We start from the raw sequence: 19,294 nt of genomic DNA on the forward strand, positions 1-19,294 counted from the left end.
AGAGCGCAGGTGCCAGACACGTATGCTGAACCCGTGACGACGTTCGTGCCTCCTCGCCCGTGGACCGCCAGCTACGCATACGGCGTGCCGGAGGATCTGCCCCCGGTGTCCGGCTCCCTCATCGACATCGTGGCCGCGTCGGTGCGGGATTATCCGGATGCACCTGCCCTGCAGTTCTTCGGCCGCGAGACGACCTACCGCGACATGCAGGATGCCATCGACCGCGCCGCCGCGGGGCTGCGCGATCTGGGCGTGGGCGCCGGCGATCCGGTCGCGATCGTGCTGCCGAACTGCCCGCAGCACATCATCGCGTTCTACGCGGTGCTGCGCCTCGGCGCCGTCGTCGTCGAGCACAATCCGCTGTACACGGCGCGCGAGCTTCGCAAGCAGTTCGAGGACCACGGCGCGAAGCACGCGATCGTCTGGAGCAAGGTCGCCGCGACCGTGCAGGCGTTCCCCGAGGACCTCACCGTCACGAGCCTCATCTCCGTCGACATCACCAAGGCCATGCCCTGGACCACTCAGCTCGCCCTGAAGCTGCCCATCGCGAAGGCCCGCGAATCCCGAGAGGCGCTCACCGCCAAGGTGCGCGACGCCATCAGCTGGGACCGGCTCGTGGCATCCGATCCTCTGCCCGCATCGCATCCCGCCCCCGGGACCGACGACCTGGCGATCATCCAGTACACGTCGGGCACGACCGGCACGCCGAAGGGCGCGGCGCTGACGCACCGGAACCTGCTCGCCAACGCCGCGCAGGCGCAGTCCTGGGTGCCCTCGATCACTCGGGGCGACGGATGCGTGGTCTACGCGGTGCTGCCGATGTTCCACGCCTACGGCCTGACCCTCTGCCTGACGTTCGCGATGTCGATGGGCGCGCGCCTCGTGCTGTTCCCGAAGTTCGACCCGGATCTGGTGCTGGACGTGACGAAGAAGCATCCGGCCACCTTCCTGCCTCTCGTGCCTCCCATCGCCGAGCGCCTGCTCGCGGCCGCGAACGCGAAGGGCATCTCGCTCGCCGGCACCGAGGTCGCTATCTCGGGCGCCATGGCGCTGGCCCACGACCTGGTGGTGCCGTTCGAGGAGGCGAGCGGCGGCTACCTCGTCGAGGGCTACGGCCTCAGCGAGTGCTCCCCCGTGCTGATGGCCAACCCCGTCGCCGGGAACCGCGTCGCAGGAACGGTGGGCCTCCCGCTGCCCGGCACCGAGTGCCGCGTCGTCGACCCGGAGAACCCCACGGTCGATGTGCCCGCAGGATCGCCCGGAGAGCTGATCGTCCGCGGCCCGCAGGTGTTCTCGGGCTACTACGGCAAGCCCGAGGCGACCGACGCCGTGTTCGTCGACGGCTGGTTCCGCACAGGTGACATCGTCACGATCGACGAGAAGGGCTTCGTGCGAATCGTCGACCGCATCAAGGAGCTCATCATCACCGGTGGCTTCAACGTCGCCCCCACCGAGGTGGAGGGGGCGCTGCGCCAGCATCCCGACGTGATCGATGCCGCCGTCGTGGGGCTTCCCAGCGACCACTCCGGCGAGGAGGTCGTCGCCGCGATCGTCGTCGAGCCCGGCGTCGATCCGGACATCGAGGCCATCCGGGAGTTCGCACGCAGCATCCTCACCCCCTACAAGGTGCCGCGCAGACTGTTCGTCGTCGACGAGCTACCGAAGTCCCTGATCGGCAAGGTGCTGCGTCGCCAGGTCAAGGAGCGACTGCTCGGACTGACCACCGGCAGCTGAGCGGCCAGCACTCTCACATCCTCAGGCACTATCGTTGGCAGGTGACTGCTGACGATACTGCCGCCGCTGAGCCCGCTCTCGACACCCCCGCTGAGGCCGCCCAGCCCATCGCCGAGGAGGACGCGAAGCCCGGCTTCGACGAACTCGGCATCACCGGGCCCGTGCTCAAGACGATCCGGGAACTCGGCTACGAGACTCCGTCACCCATCCAGGCCGCGACCATCCCGCTGCTGCTCGAGGGACGCGACGTGCTCGGCACGGCGCAGACCGGAACCGGCAAGACGGCCGCGTTCGCGCTGCCCGTGCTCGAGAACCTCGACCTCGCGCAGAAGACCCCGCAGGCCCTGGTGCTCGCGCCCACCCGCGAGCTCGCACTGCAGGTCTGCGAGGCCTTCGAGGCCTACTCGGCGCGGATGAAGGACGTGCGGGTGCTGCCGGTGTACGGCGGGCAGGGTTACGGCGTTCAGCTCTCGGCGCTGCGTCGCGGCGTGCACATCGTCGTCGGCACCCCCGGCCGCATCATGGACCACCAGGCCAAGGGCACCCTCGACCTCTCCGAGCTGAAGTACCTCGTGCTCGACGAGGCCGACGAGATGCTCAAGATGGGCTTCGCCGAGGACGTCGAGCAGATCCTGGCGCAGACGCCTGCCGACAAGCAGGTCTCGCTGTTCTCCGCGACCATGCCGGCCACGATCCGTCGCCTTGCTCAGCAGTACCTCAACGCTCCTGAGGAAGTCGCCATCAAGGCGAAGACCACGACGAACCAGAACATCACCCAGCGCTACCTGGTCGTCTCGTACGCACAGAAGGTGGATGCACTCACCCGCATTCTCGAGGTCGAGAACTTCGACGGGATGATCGTGTTCGTCCGCACGAAGAACGAGACCGAGACGCTCGCCGAGAAGCTGCGGGCCCGCGGATACTCGGCCGCCGCGATCAACGGCGACGTGCCGCAGGTTCAGCGCGAGCGCAGCGTCAATCAGCTCAAGGCGGGCAAGCTCGACATCCTGGTCGCGACGGACGTCGCAGCGCGCGGCCTCGACGTCGAGCGGATCAGCCACGTCGTGAACTTCGACATCCCGACCGACACCGAGTCCTACGTGCACCGGATCGGCCGCACCGGCCGCGCCGGTCGCACCGGCGACGCGATCAGCTTCATCACCCCGCGGGAGCGCTACCTGCTCAAGCACATCGAGAAGGCGACTCGCCAGCAGCCGACGCAGATGCAGCTGCCGACCACGGAGGACGTCAACTCGACACGGCTTGCGCGCTTCGACGACGCGATCACCGCGGCGCTGCAGGAGACCGGCCGGATCGACGCGTTCCGCGACATCATCGATCACTACGTGCGCCACCACGACGTGCCGGAGCCCGACGTGGCCGCCGCGCTGGCGGTCGTGGCGCAGGGTGAGACGCCGCTGCTGCTCGACCCCGCGGACGACGCACTCACCAGGGCGGTCGAGCGCGACAACCGTCCGCCCCGCGAGCGTCAGGAGCGTGGCGACCGCGCTGATCGCGCACCGCGCGAGCGCCGCGGTCGTGGCGATTACGCCGCGTACCGCATCGAGGTCGGCCGACGTCACCGCGTGGAACCGCGGCAGATCGTCGGCGCACTGGCGAACGAGGGCGGCCTCGGTCGCGATGACTTCGGCGCGATCACCATCAAGCCTGATTTCTCGATCGTCGAGCTGCCGGTGAACCTCGACCCGGCGGTGCTCGACAAGCTGCGCGACACTCGCATCTCGGGGCGGCTGATCGAGATCAAGCCCGATCGGGGCGTGCCGAATCGACGCGGCCCGCGCGATGACGATCGCCGTGGCGGCTATTCGAAGGGTCCGCGCGACGGCGGCTACCCGCGCGACGGCGGCTACCAGCGCGACCGTGCAGGCCGAGGCGACGACAAGCCCTACCGCAAGCCCCGCCATAAGGGCTGATCCCGCCTGCGGCACGGCCCGCTCCGCGCATCAGCGGAGTCGGCGGGAGAAGTGGTGCGCGACGATGTCCATCCGCTCACGCAGGTAGAAGCGATGCGCGTCGAAGCGCTGCACCCCGGAGTCGAGGTCGAGCGAATGGCATCCGGCGGCGATCGCTTGTTCGCGCAGGTGATCGAGCAGCAACCGGCCGTAGCCGCGGGAGCGCTCGGATGCCGAGGTCGAGAGATCATCGACATAGAGCTTTCGGATCGCGCTTGTGTTCGCGATGATCCGCCAACCGGCGACGGCGACGCACTGCTCACCCGCGAAGACCGCGGTGAAGCGCAGCCCCTGCGGCGCCCCCTCGTCGAGCACCTGTGCCAGCAGCTCCTTCGTCAGGTGCGGACGCAGCTCCTGCAGCACCGGCAGCGCGGATGCCCAGCGCCCGTCGCCGCGCTCAAGGTCCACCAGGGTCGCTTCATCCGCATGCACAGTCATGGAACGAGCTTATGGTCGATCGCTACTCGGCTCGATCGCCCGGGTGAGACTCGTCAGCCCGCGCTTGCGCGTGCGAGTCGGGCCGCAAGCTGCACCAGGGCCTCAGGACGCGCCAGCAGCGCCCGCTGGCCCGGGTTCCCTATCAGGTGGGCGAGAAGGCGGTTGGCGCCCTTCACCGTCGGCGCCCAGTAGCCGCCGACGTGATGCCGGCTGAGCGGCAGCATCCGCGTCTCGCCATCGGCGGTGAGGTGCGCTGAGCCGTCGTCGGGTTCGATGCCGGGGTCCGCCATGGTGACGACCGCCCACGCACCCAACAGCACGGTTCCGAGAAAGCCCGGCAGTCGGAACCGCGTCGTGGGCACGTCGAGCGAGAGGTGTTCGACGCTCGCCCAGGCCAGGACGCCGCCGCTCTCCGTCCCCTCGCGGATGATCACCGCCTCCGGCGTCAGCCGGAGATGACTGCGTCCGGGGTCGCCGACGACGAGTGCATCTCCCATGGCCATGAGCGGTCCGTAGCGTCGCAAGTCAGACCTCCCGTCGGTCAGGGCTGAAGGTCTGGCGGATGACAGCTGCGAGGGCGTCGACGTCGACGGGCTGCGAGGTGTCGACCCGCACGACGGGGAATCCGGTGATCGGGCGCGCGGCGTCCGCGGCCGCGTCCCACTCGGCGAGCCGGACGCCGTCGTCGTGCACCGCGTGTCGCGGCCGCGTGCGATAGCGCTCGCGCATCACGTCCCGCGGTGCTTCGCACCAGACCTCGATGCCGGCAGGAGCACCCGCGGACTCCCAGCCGCGCCGGAACCATTCCTCGTCCCGTCCCGCAAGCCAGACCGACTCGACGAGCACCGTGCCCTCCAGCATCCCGACGATGCGCCACAGGGCATCCGCGGCGAGGGCACCGATCCGGCGGGTCGGCAGCGGCGCGGCGACGGCGTCGCCGAGCGCCTCCTTGATGGCATCCTTCGATACGGCGACGGCCCCGAGCGCGGCGGCGAGTGGCATGGCCAGCGTCGTCTTGCCCGCACCTGCCATGCCGTTGAGGACGATGAGTCGATCAGGCATCCAGCGCGTCCGGTCCCGCCGTCACGAGCACATGGAACTGCGCCGCATCGAGAATGCGGATGCCGAGGGCCTCGGCCTTCGCGAGTTTCGAGCCGGCGCCGGGACCGGCGGCGACGAAGTCGGTCTTCTTCGAGACGCTGGACGCCGCCTTGCCACCCGCGTTGATGATCGCCTCCTGCGCACCATCGCGGGTGTAGCCGTCGAGGCTGCCGGTGGCGACAACGGTGAGTCCTTCCAGAACCCCGCCGGCCGCTGCTGCTGCGCCGGGACCCGGATGCCCGGGTGTCGCCCACTGCACGCCCGCGGCCGTCCACTGGTCGATGATGTCGACGTGCCAGTCGACGGCGAACCAGTCCAGGAGCGAGTCGGCGATGATCCCTCCGACGCCTTCGACCGCGGCGAGCTCGTCGCGGGATGCCGCGCGAATGGCGTCCAATGATCCGAACCACTGCGCCAGCGCTCGGGCGGCCACCGGGCCGACGTGCCGGATGTTCAGCGCGACGAGAAGACGCCAGAGCTCCTTCGTCTTCGCCTTCTCGAGCTCGGCGAGCAGCGTGGTGGCATGCGACGAGGGCTGCGGGCCGGCGAGGCCCCTCCTCTTCTCTTCTGCGTTGGGGTTGCGGCGGAACGGCGCCCGGGTCTTCACCAGCCCGTCGTCGTCGAGCTTGGGCAGCCCGGTCTCGGCGTCGCGCACGAAGAGCTCGATCGGCACCAGCTGCTCGAGCGTCAGGGCGAACAACCCGGCCTCGGTCTCCAGCGGTGGCGTCTCGGGATTCGTGGGCTGCGTGAGAGCTGCGGCAGTGACCTCGCCGAGTGCCTCGATGTCGAGCGCCCCGCGTGAGCCAATATGCTCCACGCGCCCTCGCACCTGCGCCGGGCAGGAGCGCGCGTTGGGGCACCGCAGGTCGATGTCGCCCTCCTTCATCGGCCGCAGCGGGGTGCCGCATTCCGGGCAGAGCTCCGGCATGACGAACTCCCGCTCGGTGCCGTCACGCCGCTCAACGACCGGGCCCAGCACCTCGGGGATCACATCACCGGCCTTTCGCAGCACCACGGTGTCGCCGATGAGCACGCCCTTGGCCTTGACGACGTCCTTGTTGTGCAGCGTCGCCTGCCGCACGACCGAGCCCGCCACGTGGGCCGGCTCCATCACGGCGAATGGCGTCGCCCGTCCGGTGCGGCCGACCGAGACGACGATGTCGATCAGCTTCGTCTGCACCTCTTCCGGTGGGTACTTGTAGGCGATCGCCCATCGCGGTGCTCGACTTGTGATCCCGAGCTCGTCGTGCAGCGCGAGCTCGTCGACCTTGACGACGATGCCGTCGAGCTCGTGCTCGATGTCGTGCCGGTGCTCGCCGAAGTATGCGACGAAGTCCGCGACTTCCTCGAGCGTGCGGCACACCTTCGCATGCGGACTGGTCGGCAGGCCCCACTGGGCGAGCAGGTCGTACACCTCGCTCTGCGCCGCTACGGGCGGATCCTGCCAGGCGCCGATGCCGTGCACGTAGAGCGACAGCGAGTCGATGCGCAGCAGGCCGGCTTCGAGTTCGAGTCCTCGCTTCTTGTCGATCTGCTGCCGCAGCCCACCGCTGGCGGCGTTGCGGGGGTTCGCGAATGACGGGAACCGGCGGGCGGCGGCCGTGCGCGCCTTCTCGTCGTCGAAGGGCTTCTTGGCGCCGGTGCGCGCCTCCCAGCGGGCAAGGGCGTCGGCGTAGGTGCGCTCGCGGAACTCCGCCTGCGCGGCGTTGAGGCGCTCGAACGCGGCCACCGGGATGAACACCTCGCCGCGCACTTCGACGATGGACGGATGTCCCTGACCGCTCAGTCGCTCCGGGATGTCGGCGAGGCGCAGTGCGTTCTCGGTGACGATCTCGCCGATGCGCCCGTCGCCGCGGGTGGCGGCCGAGGTCAGCACGCCGTTCTCGTAGCGCAGATTGATCGCGAGCCCGTCGATCTTCAGCTCCGTGAGCCAGGCGACCTCGCGGCCCGCGGCGGCGGCGGTCTTGACCTCCCAGTCGCGCAGCTCGTCGATCGAGAAGACGTTGTCGAGACTCAGCATCCGCTCAGCGTGCTCGATCGTGGCGAGCCCCGTCGTCTCTGCCGCACCGACCATCTGCGTCGGTGAATCCTGCCCCTGAAGCTCCGGGTGCAGCCGCTCGAGCTCTGCGAGCCGGCGCATCCATCCGTCGTAGGTCGCGTCGTCGACGAGCGAGGTGTCGCGCCCGTAGTAGGCGTCCTTCGCATCCAGGATGCGTGTGGTCAGCTCTTCGGCCTCGACGCGGGCGTCTTCCAGCGAGATGTTCTCCGGCACAGAACGAGTCTACGAGCGCGCACCGACATCCGCGGGTACCCCGCGACGGCCGCGACATGCCGCTCAGGCGTCGACCGGAACCGCCGAGACCGTGGTGTCGATCGTGAACTGGCCGAGCACGCGGGTGCCGACGTAGATGACGGCGCTCTGGCCCGGTGCGACACCGTCGAGAGGCTGCTCGGGCACCACCCGCACCCCGCCCGCGGTCACGAACGCCCGTGCGGGAACGGGGTCGGCGTGCGCGCGGATCTGCACCTCGCACTCGAACTCGGACGCCCCAGGGGCCGCCCCTGCCCAGGAGAACCGCTCCCCCGAGATCTCGGCGATCGCCAGCGCCTCCTTGGGGCCGACCACGACGGTGTTCGTCACGGGACGCACCTCGAGCACGAACCGCGGCTTGCCGTCGGCCGCGGGAACGCCGAGGCGGAGCCCACGGCGCTGTCCGACGGTGAAGGCGTGCGCACCCTCATGGCTGCCCACGACCGCTCCCGTGCGATCGACGACCTCACCGGTCGCCGTGCCGACCTTCTCGGCCAGCCAGCCGCGCGTGTCGCCGTCGGGGATGAAGCAGATGTCGTGGCTGTCCGGCTTCTGCGCGACGCTGATGCCGCGCTCAGCGGCTTCGGCGCGCACCAGTGCCTTCGACGGCGTCTCGCCGAGCGGGAAGTAGGTGTGCGCGATCTGTTCGGCGGTGAGCACGCCCAGCACGTACGACTGGTCCTTCGCCGCGTCGGATGCCCGGTGCAGCTCGAGCCCGTCGGCACCGTCGATCAGGGTGGCGTAGTGGCCGGTGCACACGGCATCGAACCCGAGCTCGATCGCCCGCTCCAGGAGGGCTGCGAACTTGATCTTCTCGTTGCATCGCAGGCACGGGTTGGGGGTGCGGCCGGCCTGGTACTCCGAGATGAAGTCCTCGATCACGTCCTCGCGGAAGCGCTCGGAGAAGTCCCAGACGTAGAACGGGATGCCGAGCAGATCAGACACGCGCCGGGCATCCATCGCGTCCTCGATCGTGCAGCATCCGCGGCTGCCGGTGCGCAGAGTGCCACCGGCGCGCGAGAGCGCGAGGTGCACGCCGACGACGTCGTGCCCCGCCTCGACCGCACGGGCCGCCGCGACGGCGGAGTCGACTCCGCCGCTCATCGCTGCCAGAACTCGCATGGGCTCCAGTCTACGAGCGCACGCCTGAACGGGCACCGGATGCCCGGGCGACAGCATCCGAGATCACGGCGAGCACGGCGTCGACGTCGGCAACCGTCGAGGTCGCACCGAGCGTGAAGCGCAGCACGCTGCGCGCGTCGCTCTCGCCTCTGCCCATCGCCATGACGACGTGGGAGGGCTCGGCGACGCCGGCCTGGCACGCCGAGCCGGTGGACGCCGCGACACCGGCCATGTCGAGCAGGAACAGCAGACTCTCCCCCACCGCCCCTGGGAAGAGCAGGTGCGCATTGCCCGGCAGCCGGTCGACCGGATCGCCGAGCAGCACCGCCGTCGGGACGACGGAGCGGATGCCTTCGATCAGTCGGTCACGCAGGCAGCTCAGCCGCTCGGTCTCGGTCTCCCGCTCGGCTTCGACCGCTGCCAGGACGGCGGCGAGGGCGGCGGCTCCGGCGACGTCCTGGGTGCCGGCACGCAGTCCCCGCTGCTGCGCCCCGCCGTGCAGCAGCGGAGCCAGCCGGGCAGTCCGTGCGACGACCAGCGCGCCGATGCCGACCGGCGCGCCGAGCTTGTGCCCCGCCACGCTCATGGCGACCAGGCCGCCTCCTGCCGGCGCGTCCCCGCGAAGCGCCCGGAACGACAGGGGCAGATGTCCCCAGGCGGCGACGGCGTCGAGGTGCAGCGGCACTCCGGCAGCGGCCGATGCGGCGCTCAGCCCCGCTGCGTCGTTGATGGTGCCGACCTCATTGTTCGCCACCAGTGCGGTCGCGACAGCCGCGCCGGGCAGCGCCCGCTCGAAGGAGTCCAGGCGGATCCGGCCGAGCTCGTCCACGGCGACGGCTCGCACCTGCGCGCCCTCGGTCGCGAGCGAAGCGACGGTGTCCATGGTGGCGTGATGCTCGGCATCCGGAAGTACGACGGCCGCTGTCTCCGGCCGGCGCATCGCCCACAGTCCCCGCAACGCGGTGTTGATCGATTCGGTGCCGCCGGAAGTGAAGACGACCTCGATCGGCTCGCAGCCCAGCACCGCGGCTGCGCGCTCGCGCGATTCCTCCAGCACGCGCCTGGCATCCTGGCCCGCGCCGTGCGTCGAGGCCGCGTTCCCGACGACATCGGCGACCGCCAGCCACGCTTCACGCGCTTCGGGTCGCAGGGGCGTGGTCGCCGCATGGTCGAGGTAGAACCGCATCCTTCCATCCTCCCACCGCCGGCGACGCGGGACTCGGGTTCGTCGACACCGGTACGCGGATTCACCGCCGTTCACTTCCCGCGCTTAGGCTGTTCCTCATGCCTGAGCCCACAACGCCGCCACTCGGCGGCGCCGTCCTCGATGACCTCGGCGTCCGACTGCACGACGGCGTGGGAACCCTGCGCGTCTGGTCGCAGAGCGCCTCATCGGTCGAGCTGGTGCTCTTCGACGAGGACGACCTCGACTGGGAGACCGCCACACTGCCCCTCAAGCGCCGTGCAGGCGGCGTCTGGGAGGTGACGACCGAGCTGCTGCAGCCCGGCGCACGTTACGCGCTGCGCGTCGACGGACCGCACGGCCCCGGCAACACGTTCAACCCGAACACCCTGCTGCTCGACCCGTACTGTCGTGGCCTCGCGCAGGGCAACGGATATGAGCAATGGCGCTCCGTCGTCATCGTCGACGGCTTCGACTGGGGCGGGATAGAGAAGCCGCGCACGCCGCTGGACGAGACCGTCATCTACGAGGGCCACGTGAAGGGCCTCACGAAGCGGCATCCCGACGTGCCCGCAGCGCTGCACGGCACATACGCGGGCCTCGCGCACCCGGCGATGGTCTCCTACCTGCGCGAGCTGGGGGTGACCGCGGTGGAGCTGCTGCCCGTGCACGCCTTCGTCCCCGAGCCGCGCCTGCTCGAGCGAGGCCTCACGAACTACTGGGGCTACAACACTCTCAACTTCTTCACCCCGCACACCGCGTACGCGACCGAGGCCGCCCGCAACGCCGGCCCCGAAGCCGTGCTCGCCGAGTTCAAGGGGATGGTGAAGCTGCTGCACGAGGCGGGCATCGAGGTGATCCTGGATGTCGTCTACAACCACACCAGCGAAGAGGGCATCGGCGGTCCGCGCTCGAGTCTGCGCGGCATCGACAATGCCCGCTACTACCGGCAGCAGCCGGACGGCGCGTACATAGACACCACCGGCGTCGGCAACACTGTCAACACCGCGACGGCTGCCGCAGCGCGCCTCGTCCTCGATTCGCTTCGCTACTGGGCGAGCGAGATGCAGATCGACGGATTCCGCTTCGATCTCGCCACCGCTCTCGGCCGCGGTGCCACCCACGAGTACGACCCGGAGCACCCCCTGCTGCTCGCCATCCGCGACGATCCCGCGCTGCAGGATGTGAAGATCATCGCCGAGCCATGGGACGTCGGTCTCGGCGGCTGGCAGACCGGCAACTTCCCGGACGGCTGGAGCGAGTGGAACGACCGCTACCGCGACCGCGCGCGCAACTTCTGGCTCAGCGACATCGACTACGCGCGCCGGGCATCCGCCCCCGTCGGCATCGGCGGCTTCGCCAACCGCCTCGCGGGCTCGGCGAACACCTACAGCGAAGAGCGCGGTCCGCTGGCGAGCGTCAACTTCGTCACGGCGCACGATGGCTTCACGCTGCACGATCTGGTCTCGTACGACGTCAAGCACAACGAGGCGAACGGCGAGCACAACCGGGACGGCGCTGACGTCAACCGCTCTTTCAACCACGGCGTCGAGGGCGAGACCGACCACCCCGCCGTGCTGGCTGCACGGCGCAAGGCCATGCGCAATCTGATGGGCACGCTGCTGCTCTCCGCGGGCATCCCGATGATCACCGCCGGCGATGAGTTCGGCCGCAGCCAGCAGGGCAACAACAACGCCTACTGCCACGACTCCCCCCTCACCTGGCTGAGCTGGGAGCACGAGCCGTGGCAGCAGGACCTGCGCGCGCACGTCGCCCTGCTCACGCGCCTGCGCGCCGAGAACCCCGCCCTGCGACCCGCGCGTTACGCGCGGCTCGGCGAGCACGTCCCCGAGGCATCGGAGATGGACTGGTACGACCAGGACGGGCGGACCATGGCGGTCGAGCAGTGGAACGACCCGCGCAACCGCACCCTGCAGTACGTCGCCTCCAGCATCCCGCACGACGGCGAAAGCAATCGCATCCTGCTGATCGTGCACGGCACCGAGGCGCCCATCGACGTGCGTCTGCCCGACGACATCGAGAACGCGACCGCATTCGTTTCGCTGTGGTCCAGTGCGGACGAGACTCCGGCACAGGACGAGCGCCGCCATCTGCCCGGCGATGTGCTTCCGATCTCCGGCACGTCGATGCAGCTCTTCCGAGTGGAGTGACTCGGCCTCCGAGTGGAGTGACTCCCGACCGCCGGAGCGGTACATTCGGAGTGTGGCGGCACCGACGGCTCAAGAATCCGCGGGGCTGAGAAGCCCCGCCATGATCCCCGCACGCCCTGCGGTCGACGCCGAACCGGTGGGTGGCACTCACGTCGGCCGGATTCCGGTGTTCGATCCGACCCCGCGCGCCCCGCACGGGTTCCCCGCCAAAGCGTTCGCCGGCGAAGCGGTTCCCTTCGAAGTGGTCGCATTCCGCGAAGGGCATGATCGCCTCGGAGTGCACCTTCGCCTCGTCGATCCCGACGGTGCGGACACCCTGCATCGTCTCGGCGCGCTCGACGACGGCACCGACCGCTGGCGCACCTTGATCGCCATCGACCGCCCCGGATCCTGGCGCTACAGGTTCGAGTCGTTCGCGGACGACTTCGCCACGTGGGCTCACGCCGCGGATGTCAAAGCCGCCGCAGGCGTCGACATCGCCGTCATGGGCGCGCTCGGCATGCAGCTGCTGACGTCGGCGGCGAAGGAGAAGGATCGGCCCGCCGCTGAGGTGCGGATGCTGAAGGCCGCTACCAAGCGCCTCGCCGTCGCTGATGCGGAGGTGCTGCGGTCCGTCGCCGTCGACGAGGAGCTTGCCGGCGCCTTCGCAGCGCGCCCACTGGCATCCCTCGGCTCGATGACCGACTGGCTGACGCTGCGGGTCGAGCGCAGGCTCGCCGGCGTGGGGGCCTGGTACGAATTCTTCCCGCGCTCGGAGGGCGCCGTGCGCCGCAAGGACGGCACGGTCAAGAGCGGCACGCTGCGCACCGCCGCCAAGCGGCTGCCAGGCGTCGCCGGGATGGGCTTCGACGTCGTCTACCTCGTGCCTATCCATCCGATCGGAACGACCAACCGCAAGGGCCGCAACAACACCCTCACCACCGAGCCGGGCGACCCCGGATCCCCCTACGCGATCGGCTCCGCGGACGGCGGGCACGATGCGATCCACCCGGAGCTCGGCACCGAGAAGGACTTCCGCTCCTTCGTGAGCGCGGCTCAGCGGGAGGGGCTGGAGGTCGCGCTCGACCTCGCCCTGCAGGCGTCGCCGGATCATCCGTGGGTGAGAGAGCATCCGGAGTGGTTCACGGCCCTGCCGGACGGGACGATCGCCTACGCGGAGAACCCGCCGAAGAAGTACCAGGACATCTACCCGCTGAACTTCGACAACGATCCAGCGGGGATCTACGCCGAGATGCTGCGCGTCGTCATGCACTGGGTCGCGCTGGGCGTGAAGATCTTCCGCGTCGACAACCCGCACACCAAGCCCCTGCAGTTCTGGGAATGGCTCATCGCCGAGGTCAATCGGCGGGATCCGGATGTGATCTTCCTCTCCGAGGCGTTCACGCGCCCCGCCGTCATGCGCGCGCTCGCCGCGGTGGGCTTCCAGCAGAGCTACTCGTACTTCACCTGGCGGAACACGAAGGCCGAGCTCGAGGAGTTCCTCACCTCCGTCTCGCACGAGACCAGCGACTACATGCGCCCGAACCTGTTCGTGAACACGCACGACATCCTCACCGAGTACTTGCAGTACGGCGGGCGCGCGGCGTACCGCATCCGCGCGTGCATCGCAGCCACCGCAGCTCCGACGTGGGGCGTGTACGCCGGCTACGAGCTGATCGAGAACGTCGCGAGGCCGGGTTCCGAGGAGAACATCGACAATGAGAAGTACGAGTACAAGTTCCGGGACTGGCAGGGCGCCGAGGACCGAGGCGAGTCGCTGACGCCGCTGCTGCGCCGGCTGAACGAGATCCGCGCCGCGCATCCCGCGCTCGGCCAGCTGCGCAACTTCTCCGCGCACTGGAGCGACGACGACGCCGTGCTCGTCTATTCCAAGCATCTGGATGCCGCATTCACGGGGACCGGCTCATCCGACACCCTGATCATCGTCGCCAACGTCGATCCGCACTCCGTGCGCGAGACGACCGTGCACCTCGACACCCGGATCTGGGGCGTCGAGCCCGGGGACGACTTCGAGGTCGAGGATCTGCTCACCGGAGCCGTCTGGACCTGGAACGACCACAACTATGTGCGACTCGACGCTTTCGCCGAGCCGGTGCACATCCTGAAGGTGAAGGAGCGATCATGAGCCACATCGAAAGCGTCTCCGTTTCCGAGGAGTGGCGGAAGGCGGCGAACGGCGCCCACCACAACCCCCACACGCTGCTGGGGGCGCATCCGACCACGGATGCCGTCGGGCGGACGACCACTGTCATCCGCACGCGACGGCCGCTCGCGGAATCCGTGACCGCGGTCTTCGTCGACGGTGACCGCCTCCCCCTCGCTCACGTCGCGCACGGCATCTGGGAGGGCACGCACGCGGGTCCGCCGGTGCCGTACCGGCTCGCCACCGTCTACGCAGGTGAGGACGAGAAGCTCGCCGGCGACCCATACAGGTATCTGCCGTCGATCGGCGATCTCGACCTGCATCTCATCGGCGAGGGGCGGCACGAGCGGCTGTGGGAGGTGCTCGGCGCCCACCCGCGGGTGTTCGACGGCGATCGCGGCGTCGACTTCGCGGTCTGGGCTCCCGACGCACAGGCGGTTCGAGTGTGCGGGGACTGGAACGACTGGAACGGCGAGGGCCATGCGATGCGCTCCATGGGCGCCAGCGGCGTGTGGGAGCTGTTCATCCCCGACCTCGCGGTGGGCAGCCGGTACAAGTACGAGATGCTCACGCCGGACGGCCGCTGGGTTCTCAAGGCCGATCCGATGGCGCAGCAGGCGGAGGTTCCGCCGGCTACCGCCTCCATCGTCACCCTGAGCGCCTACAAGTGGGGTGACAGTGCCTGGCTCACGCGCCGTGCCGCGACGCATGCGGTCGCACAGCCGATGTCGGTCTACGAGGTGCACCTCGGGTCCTGGCGGGGTGGGCTCAGCTATCGCGACGTCGCCGCTCCCCTGATCGACCATGTCAAGGCGACGGGATTCACGCACGTCGAGTTCATGCCCCTCGCCGAGCATCCGTTCGGCGGCTCCTGGGGGTATCAGGTCACCGGCTACTACGCCGCGACGAGTCGATACGGCTCTCCGGACGATCTGAGGTACCTGATCGACCAGCTGCACCAGGCCGGCATCGGCGTGATCATGGACTGGGTGCCGGGTCACTTCCCCAAGGACGACTTCGCTCTTGCCCGATTCGACGGACGCTCGCTCTACGAGCATCCAGATCCGCGCCGCGGCGAGCATCAGGACTGGGGCACGCTGATCTTCGACTATGGACGCAACGAGGTGCGCAACTTCCTCGTCGCGAACGCGCTGTTCTGGCTCAGCGAGTTCCACGTCGACGGACTGCGGGTCGACGCGGTCGCATCGATGCTCTACCTGGACTACTCGCGGAATGACGGCGAGTGGGAGCCGAACGTCCACGGCGGACGAGAGAACCTCGAGGCGATCCGCTTCCTGCAGGAGGTGAACGCCACCGCTTACCGGCTGCACAAGGGCATCGTGATGATCGCGGAGGAGTCCACCGCGTTCCCCGGCGTCACCGCCCCGACCGATCACGCCGGGCTCGGCTTCGGCTTCAAATGGAACATGGGCTGGATGAACGACTCCCTCGTCTACATGAAGCGCGACCCGCTTCACCGCTCCCATCACGAGGGCGAGATCACCTTCTCGTTCGTGTACGCGTTCGGCGAGAACTACATGCTGCCGATCAGCCACGACGAGGTCGTGCACGGCAAGGGAAGCCTGGTGTCGCGGATGCCGGGAGACCATGCGCACAAGCTCGCCAACGTCCGCGCCTACCTGGGATACATGTGGGGCCACCCCGGCAAGAAGCTGCTGTTCATGGGGCAGGAGTTCGGCCAGATCGGGGAATGGTCAGTGGATCGCGAACTGGACTGGTGGCTGCTGGACCAGCCCGCGCACGAGCAGCTGCAGCGCTTCGTCGGCTCGATGAACGCCACCTATCGCGCACAGGCGCCGCTGTGGGAGCGCGACAACGACAGCACTTCGTTCTCGCGACTCGGGGCGCCCACGTGGGACCCCAGCGTCATCGCGTTCGAACGTCGCGACGCCCACGGGGGCCGGCTGGTCGTCGTGACCAACTTCGCCGGAGCGACGCGCACAGGCTACCGTCTCGCGCTGCCCGTCGAGGGCGCGTGGCAGGAGATCCTGAACACGAACGCCGCGGAATTCGGCGGGGACGACAACGGCAACCTCGGCATGATCTCAGCGCGCCGGGATGCGGATGACGCGCCGGCCGTAGCCACGGTCACGCTGCCTGCGCTGACGACGCTGTGGTTCCGATACCAGCCTGATCCGCACCTTCCGACGCCCAGCCAGTGGTGAACGGGGGCCGCCGGAGACGGACTCGGACTCAGAACAGGAGTGACGCCAGCCGGGTCCGCGCGGATGCCACGCGCGGATCCGCGGATCCCACGAGGTCGAACAGCTCGACCAGACGCTCACGCACGCGCGCCCGCTGATCGGCGTCGGACGCCGCGAACAGGTCGAGCAGGCGTCCGAACGCGTCGTCGATGTGCCCGCCGGCGACATCGAGGTCAGCGACCTGGAACTGCACATCGACGTCCTGCGGTGCCGCGGCGGCTGCTGCGCGCACCTGCTGCAGGTCGAGTCCCTGGACGCGGTGCAGCAGGCGCACCTGCCCGAGTCCTGCCTTGGCGTCCTCATCGCGCGGGTTCTCGGCCAGGGCGCGTTCGTACGCCTTGATCGCGCGCGGATAGTCGCCTGCCTCAATGGCTTCGAAGGCCTCCCCATGGAGCGGCGGAAGCGGCTTCTCCTGCGGCTCGTCGGCGGCGTCCTGTGCGGCGCCGTCGGCGCCCTCGACCGGAACGCTGCCGGTCACGCCGTTCTGCCCGGCGACCTCGAGCAGGCGAGCGAAGACTTCACGCACCTGATCCTCAGGAACTGCGCCGGTGAACATCGGCACCGGCTGGCCGCCGATCAGCGCGACCACCATCGGAATCGACTGCGCCCGGAACGCCTGAGCGATCTGCGGATTGGCGTCGACGTCGACCTTGGCGAGCACGACTCGGCCGTTCTGCTCCCTGGTGACCTTCTCGATGATCGGGCTCAGCTGCTTGCACGGCCCGCACCACTCGGCCCAGAGATCGACGACGACCGGAACGCTGCGGGAGAGCTCGAGGATGTCGCCGAAGCCGGCGTCGGTGACGTCGACGACGACCCCGCCGGCAGCCGGGGCCGTGGACGCGTCCGCGGCGGCGGAGGCCGGCTGATCGGCGCGTCCGCGCAGGGATGAGAGATCGACGGCGCCGCGGAGCGCCGCTGCAGAGATATCAGTCACTTGATCACCTTCACGCTGAGGAGGTCCTGGTCGTATGCCAGAAGGCGGATCTGCTCGTTGGAGCCCTGCGCCGGCACGGCGAAGAACAGCTGGATGCCGTAGGTCGTCTGCACGCCCTTCGCGGATTCCTTGGCCCCGGTGAGCGCCTTGGCCTCTTCATTATCGCCGAAGCGGATCACCGCGTCGCGGCTGGTGGGGGTGATCGTCTCGGTGTCGACGACATTGACGGCGATGACCGCGCCGCTGTCGAGCGTCGCCATCGAGAGCGGCTCAGAGGCGGCTGCGGCCATGTCGAACGCCGCCTTCGACGTCTTGGATGCGCCCTTGTCGGCGAGACCCTTGACGACGGCCGCACGGCTCTCGCGAACCGACTCGGCGAGCTTCTGCGCCATCTCGTCGAAGCGGCCTGCGTACTCGCTCTTGTCACCCGCGTCGACATAGTCGGAGAACGCTGCGGCCAGCTCGGCGGGCGGCAGGGACAGGAACGGAGACTCGGACGGCACGCGCGTGGCACCGAGCCAGGCGGGCGCCACGTCCGGGAACTCGGAGGAGGCGGGCATGTCGGCCATCGCGGCGACCTTGTACTTCGCCCACGGGTCGGACTGCGTCAGCGTCAGCAGCACCGGCGGGACCGTGTCGTCCTTCTCGGAGACCGTGAGCACGAGCACGGTGCGCGGCCAGCTGTCGGTCGCCTCGGGCAGCAGGATCTTGACCTTCTCACGCGGCGAGGTCAGCTCGGTCGCGCGCTCGGCGATCTTGCCGCGCAGGGTGTACTCCGTGCGTCGGCCCTCGAGTGCCGCGCCGGTCAGACGGGTCTCGGCCAGTTCGATGTCGAGGTCGGCGTCGGCCTGCTCCAGCGTGGCAGCGATCTCGGACACGATCCGCTGGCCCTGCTTCTCGCTGACCACCGGCGGCTTCTGGTTCTCGGGTGTCACCACGGTCGGTGTCGGAGTCGGCGTGGGGGTCGCCGTCTCGAACTGCGGCCATGACTCCGCCGAGCAGCCCGTGGCGAGCACCGCGGTGAGTGCCAGGGCAGGCAGGCCGATCGCAAGACGACGGCGAGTGCGCGCCATGCGCTGCGCCCGACCGGTGCCGCTTTCGTCGGCCGCGGAGGGTCGTTCGGATGCCGGCACGCCGGATTCCACGGCGGCGCGCTCGGGTATGTCGGTGACGCCGATCGGCTGCGTCTCGGGCAGCGGTCCCGGTCCCTTCCGGCGCGGACCGCGCCCACGACGCTGGTGACGGATCGCGAGGATGTACAGGACGAGGCCGGCGACGAGCAGCACGGCCCCCGCCACCATGAGCGGCCCCGCGAGCGGGGTGCGGGTGTCCAGTCCCCACGAGACGAGAATGTCGTCCGGCGCGGGAGCGACGCCGTCGCGGGCGATCAGCACGCTGTGCCCTTCGGTCAGCTGCAGTTCCGCGACGAGGGCATCCGTGTCGGTGAAGGAGTCCAACCACATGTCGGCGCCGACGGGGCTGCGCCCCGACGTCTCTCCCCCGCCGGCCGGCTCCTGCTCGGCCTCGACGATGGTCGACTTCGGCTCGCCGTCCTTCGTCAGCGTGACGTTCGCATACGCCGTGTCGGACAGCCAGGACTTCATGTCGGGTGTGCGGCCGTAGGCGACGAAGATCTCGCCGTCTCCGCGCACGAGCAGGGTCTGCAGGCCTTCATGCGCGGCGAGCACGTCGGCGTCGACGAGCACGTACGGCTGCGGGGTCTCGACGCTCAACTCCATCCTCTGCTCGGATGGTCCGATGAAGATGGTGCGCTGGGCGATGCCGGCTCCGATGAGAACCGTGGCCAGCACGAAGGCAACGACGGCCCATACGAAACGCACGAATCAACTCCTTAAGTGACCTCGGGCATTCGCCGACGGTCTCCGCTCGACATTCGAGAATAGCGAAAGCACCTGTGCGTTGACCACGAGCGACATACACGGACGTTATGCGGCG

General features: G+C 69.3%; 13 protein-coding genes. 5 read left to right on the top strand and 8 right to left on the bottom strand.

Annotation, left to right across the window (positions count from 1 at the left end):
- Positions 1–33: 33 nt before the first annotated feature.
- Together ACQUSX_RS02570 and ACQUSX_RS02575 are read left to right on the top strand one after the other, a co-directional pair.
- On the top strand, positions 34–1,734 hold the full coding sequence (locus ACQUSX_RS02570) for a long-chain-fatty-acid--CoA ligase (RefSeq protein WP_428905400.1): 1,701 nt from the start codon (positions 34–36) through the stop codon (positions 1,732–1,734).
- A 41-nt stretch (positions 1,735–1,775) separates the two neighbouring features.
- Positions 1,776–3,668 carry a DEAD/DEAH box helicase gene (locus tag ACQUSX_RS02575; protein ID WP_428905401.1) on the top strand — a complete coding sequence of 631 codons (1,893 nt, stop codon included), beginning with the start codon at positions 1,776–1,778 and terminating at the stop codon, positions 3,666–3,668.
- A gap of 30 nt (positions 3,669–3,698) precedes the next feature.
- Here ACQUSX_RS02575 and ACQUSX_RS02580 read toward each other — a convergent pair whose 3' ends face one another.
- From ACQUSX_RS02580 to ACQUSX_RS02605, 6 genes are all read right to left on the bottom strand, one after another.
- A complete protein-coding gene (locus ACQUSX_RS02580) occupies positions 3,699–4,145 on the bottom strand; it encodes a GNAT family N-acetyltransferase (protein ID WP_428905402.1) in 447 nt (148 codons plus the stop codon).
- 53 nt (positions 4,146–4,198) lie between these two features.
- Positions 4,199–4,648 (bottom strand): hypothetical protein, encoded by a 450-nt coding sequence (locus tag ACQUSX_RS02585; protein ID WP_428905403.1) that lies wholly within the window; start codon positions 4,646–4,648, stop codon positions 4,199–4,201.
- 22 nt (positions 4,649–4,670) lie between these two features.
- The gene (locus tag ACQUSX_RS02590) at positions 4,671–5,207 is read right to left on the bottom strand and encodes a P-loop nucleotide/nucleoside kinase family protein (RefSeq protein ID WP_428905404.1); all 537 of its coding nucleotides are present in this window, start codon (positions 5,205–5,207) and stop codon (positions 4,671–4,673) included.
- On the bottom strand, positions 5,200–7,518 hold the full coding sequence (gene ligA / locus ACQUSX_RS02595; protein WP_428905405.1) for an NAD-dependent DNA ligase LigA: 2,319 nt from the start codon (positions 7,516–7,518) through the stop codon (positions 5,200–5,202). The genes ACQUSX_RS02590 and ligA overlap by 8 nt, the downstream gene beginning before the upstream one ends.
- Positions 7,519–7,581: 63 nt before the next feature.
- A complete protein-coding gene (gene mnmA, locus ACQUSX_RS02600; protein WP_428905406.1) occupies positions 7,582–8,679 on the bottom strand; it encodes a tRNA 2-thiouridine(34) synthase MnmA in 1,098 nt (365 codons plus the stop codon).
- A 10-nt stretch (positions 8,680–8,689) separates the two neighbouring features.
- Positions 8,690–9,865 carry a cysteine desulfurase family protein gene (locus tag ACQUSX_RS02605; RefSeq protein ID WP_428905407.1) on the bottom strand — a complete coding sequence of 392 codons (1,176 nt, stop codon included), beginning with the start codon at positions 9,863–9,865 and terminating at the stop codon, positions 8,690–8,692.
- A gap of 98 nt (positions 9,866–9,963) precedes the next feature.
- Here ACQUSX_RS02605 and glgX point away from each other — a divergent pair, with 98 nt between their 5' ends.
- The 3 genes from glgX to glgB all read left to right on the top strand — a co-directional run bounded on the left by glgX (position 9,964) and on the right by glgB (position 16,362).
- Positions 9,964–12,033, top strand: a complete 2,070-nt coding sequence (gene glgX / locus ACQUSX_RS02610; RefSeq protein ID WP_428905408.1) for a glycogen debranching protein GlgX — start codon at positions 9,964–9,966, stop codon at positions 12,031–12,033.
- A 100-nt stretch (positions 12,034–12,133) separates the two neighbouring features.
- Positions 12,134–14,158: an alpha-1,4-glucan--maltose-1-phosphate maltosyltransferase gene (locus ACQUSX_RS02615; protein ID WP_428905409.1), complete on the top strand. Its 2,025-nt coding sequence runs from the start codon at positions 12,134–12,136 to the stop codon at positions 14,156–14,158.
- Positions 14,155–16,362, top strand: a complete 2,208-nt coding sequence (gene glgB / locus ACQUSX_RS02620; RefSeq protein ID WP_428905410.1) for a 1,4-alpha-glucan branching protein GlgB — start codon at positions 14,155–14,157, stop codon at positions 16,360–16,362. Before ACQUSX_RS02615 ends, glgB begins: the two co-directional genes overlap by 4 nt.
- 28 nt (positions 16,363–16,390) lie before the next feature.
- On the opposite strand, the gene ACQUSX_RS02625 is transcribed toward glgB, so the two are convergent.
- Complete coding sequence (locus ACQUSX_RS02625) at positions 16,391–17,338, bottom strand: tetratricopeptide repeat protein (RefSeq protein ID WP_428905411.1); 948 nt, start codon at positions 17,336–17,338, stop codon at positions 16,391–16,393.
- Positions 17,335–19,179 (bottom strand): DUF8094 domain-containing protein, encoded by a 1,845-nt coding sequence (locus ACQUSX_RS02630; protein WP_428905412.1) that lies wholly within the window; start codon positions 19,177–19,179, stop codon positions 17,335–17,337. The genes ACQUSX_RS02625 and ACQUSX_RS02630 overlap by 4 nt, the downstream gene beginning before the upstream one ends.
- Positions 19,180–19,294 lie beyond the last annotated feature (115 nt).

The organism is Microbacterium alcoholitolerans, from assembly GCF_050408615.1.
Taxonomy (GTDB): Bacteria; Actinomycetota; Actinomycetes; order Actinomycetales; family Microbacteriaceae; genus Microbacterium.

Excerpts from the sequence above, each read along its gene's own strand:
- ACQUSX_RS02580 (WP_428905402.1), bottom strand. The coding sequence starts at position 4,145 with ATGACTGTGCATGCGGATGAAGCGACCCTGGTGGACCTTGAGCGCGGC.
- ACQUSX_RS02585 (WP_428905403.1), bottom strand. The coding sequence starts at position 4,648 with ATGGCCATGGGAGATGCACTCGTCGTCGGCGACCCCGGACGCAGTCAT.
- ACQUSX_RS02590 (WP_428905404.1), bottom strand. The coding sequence starts at position 5,207 with ATGCCTGATCGACTCATCGTCCTCAACGGCATGGCAGGTGCGGGCAAG.
- mnmA (WP_428905406.1), bottom strand. The coding sequence starts at position 8,679 with ATGCGAGTTCTGGCAGCGATGAGCGGCGGAGTCGACTCCGCCGTCGCG.
- ACQUSX_RS02605 (WP_428905407.1), bottom strand. The coding sequence starts at position 9,865 with ATGCGGTTCTACCTCGACCATGCGGCGACCACGCCCCTGCGACCCGAA.
- glgX (WP_428905408.1), top strand. The coding sequence starts at position 9,964 with ATGCCTGAGCCCACAACGCCGCCACTCGGCGGCGCCGTCCTCGATGAC.
- ACQUSX_RS02615 (WP_428905409.1), top strand. The coding sequence starts at position 12,134 with ATGATCCCCGCACGCCCTGCGGTCGACGCCGAACCGGTGGGTGGCACT.
- glgB (WP_428905410.1), top strand. The coding sequence starts at position 14,155 with ATGAGCCACATCGAAAGCGTCTCCGTTTCCGAGGAGTGGCGGAAGGCG.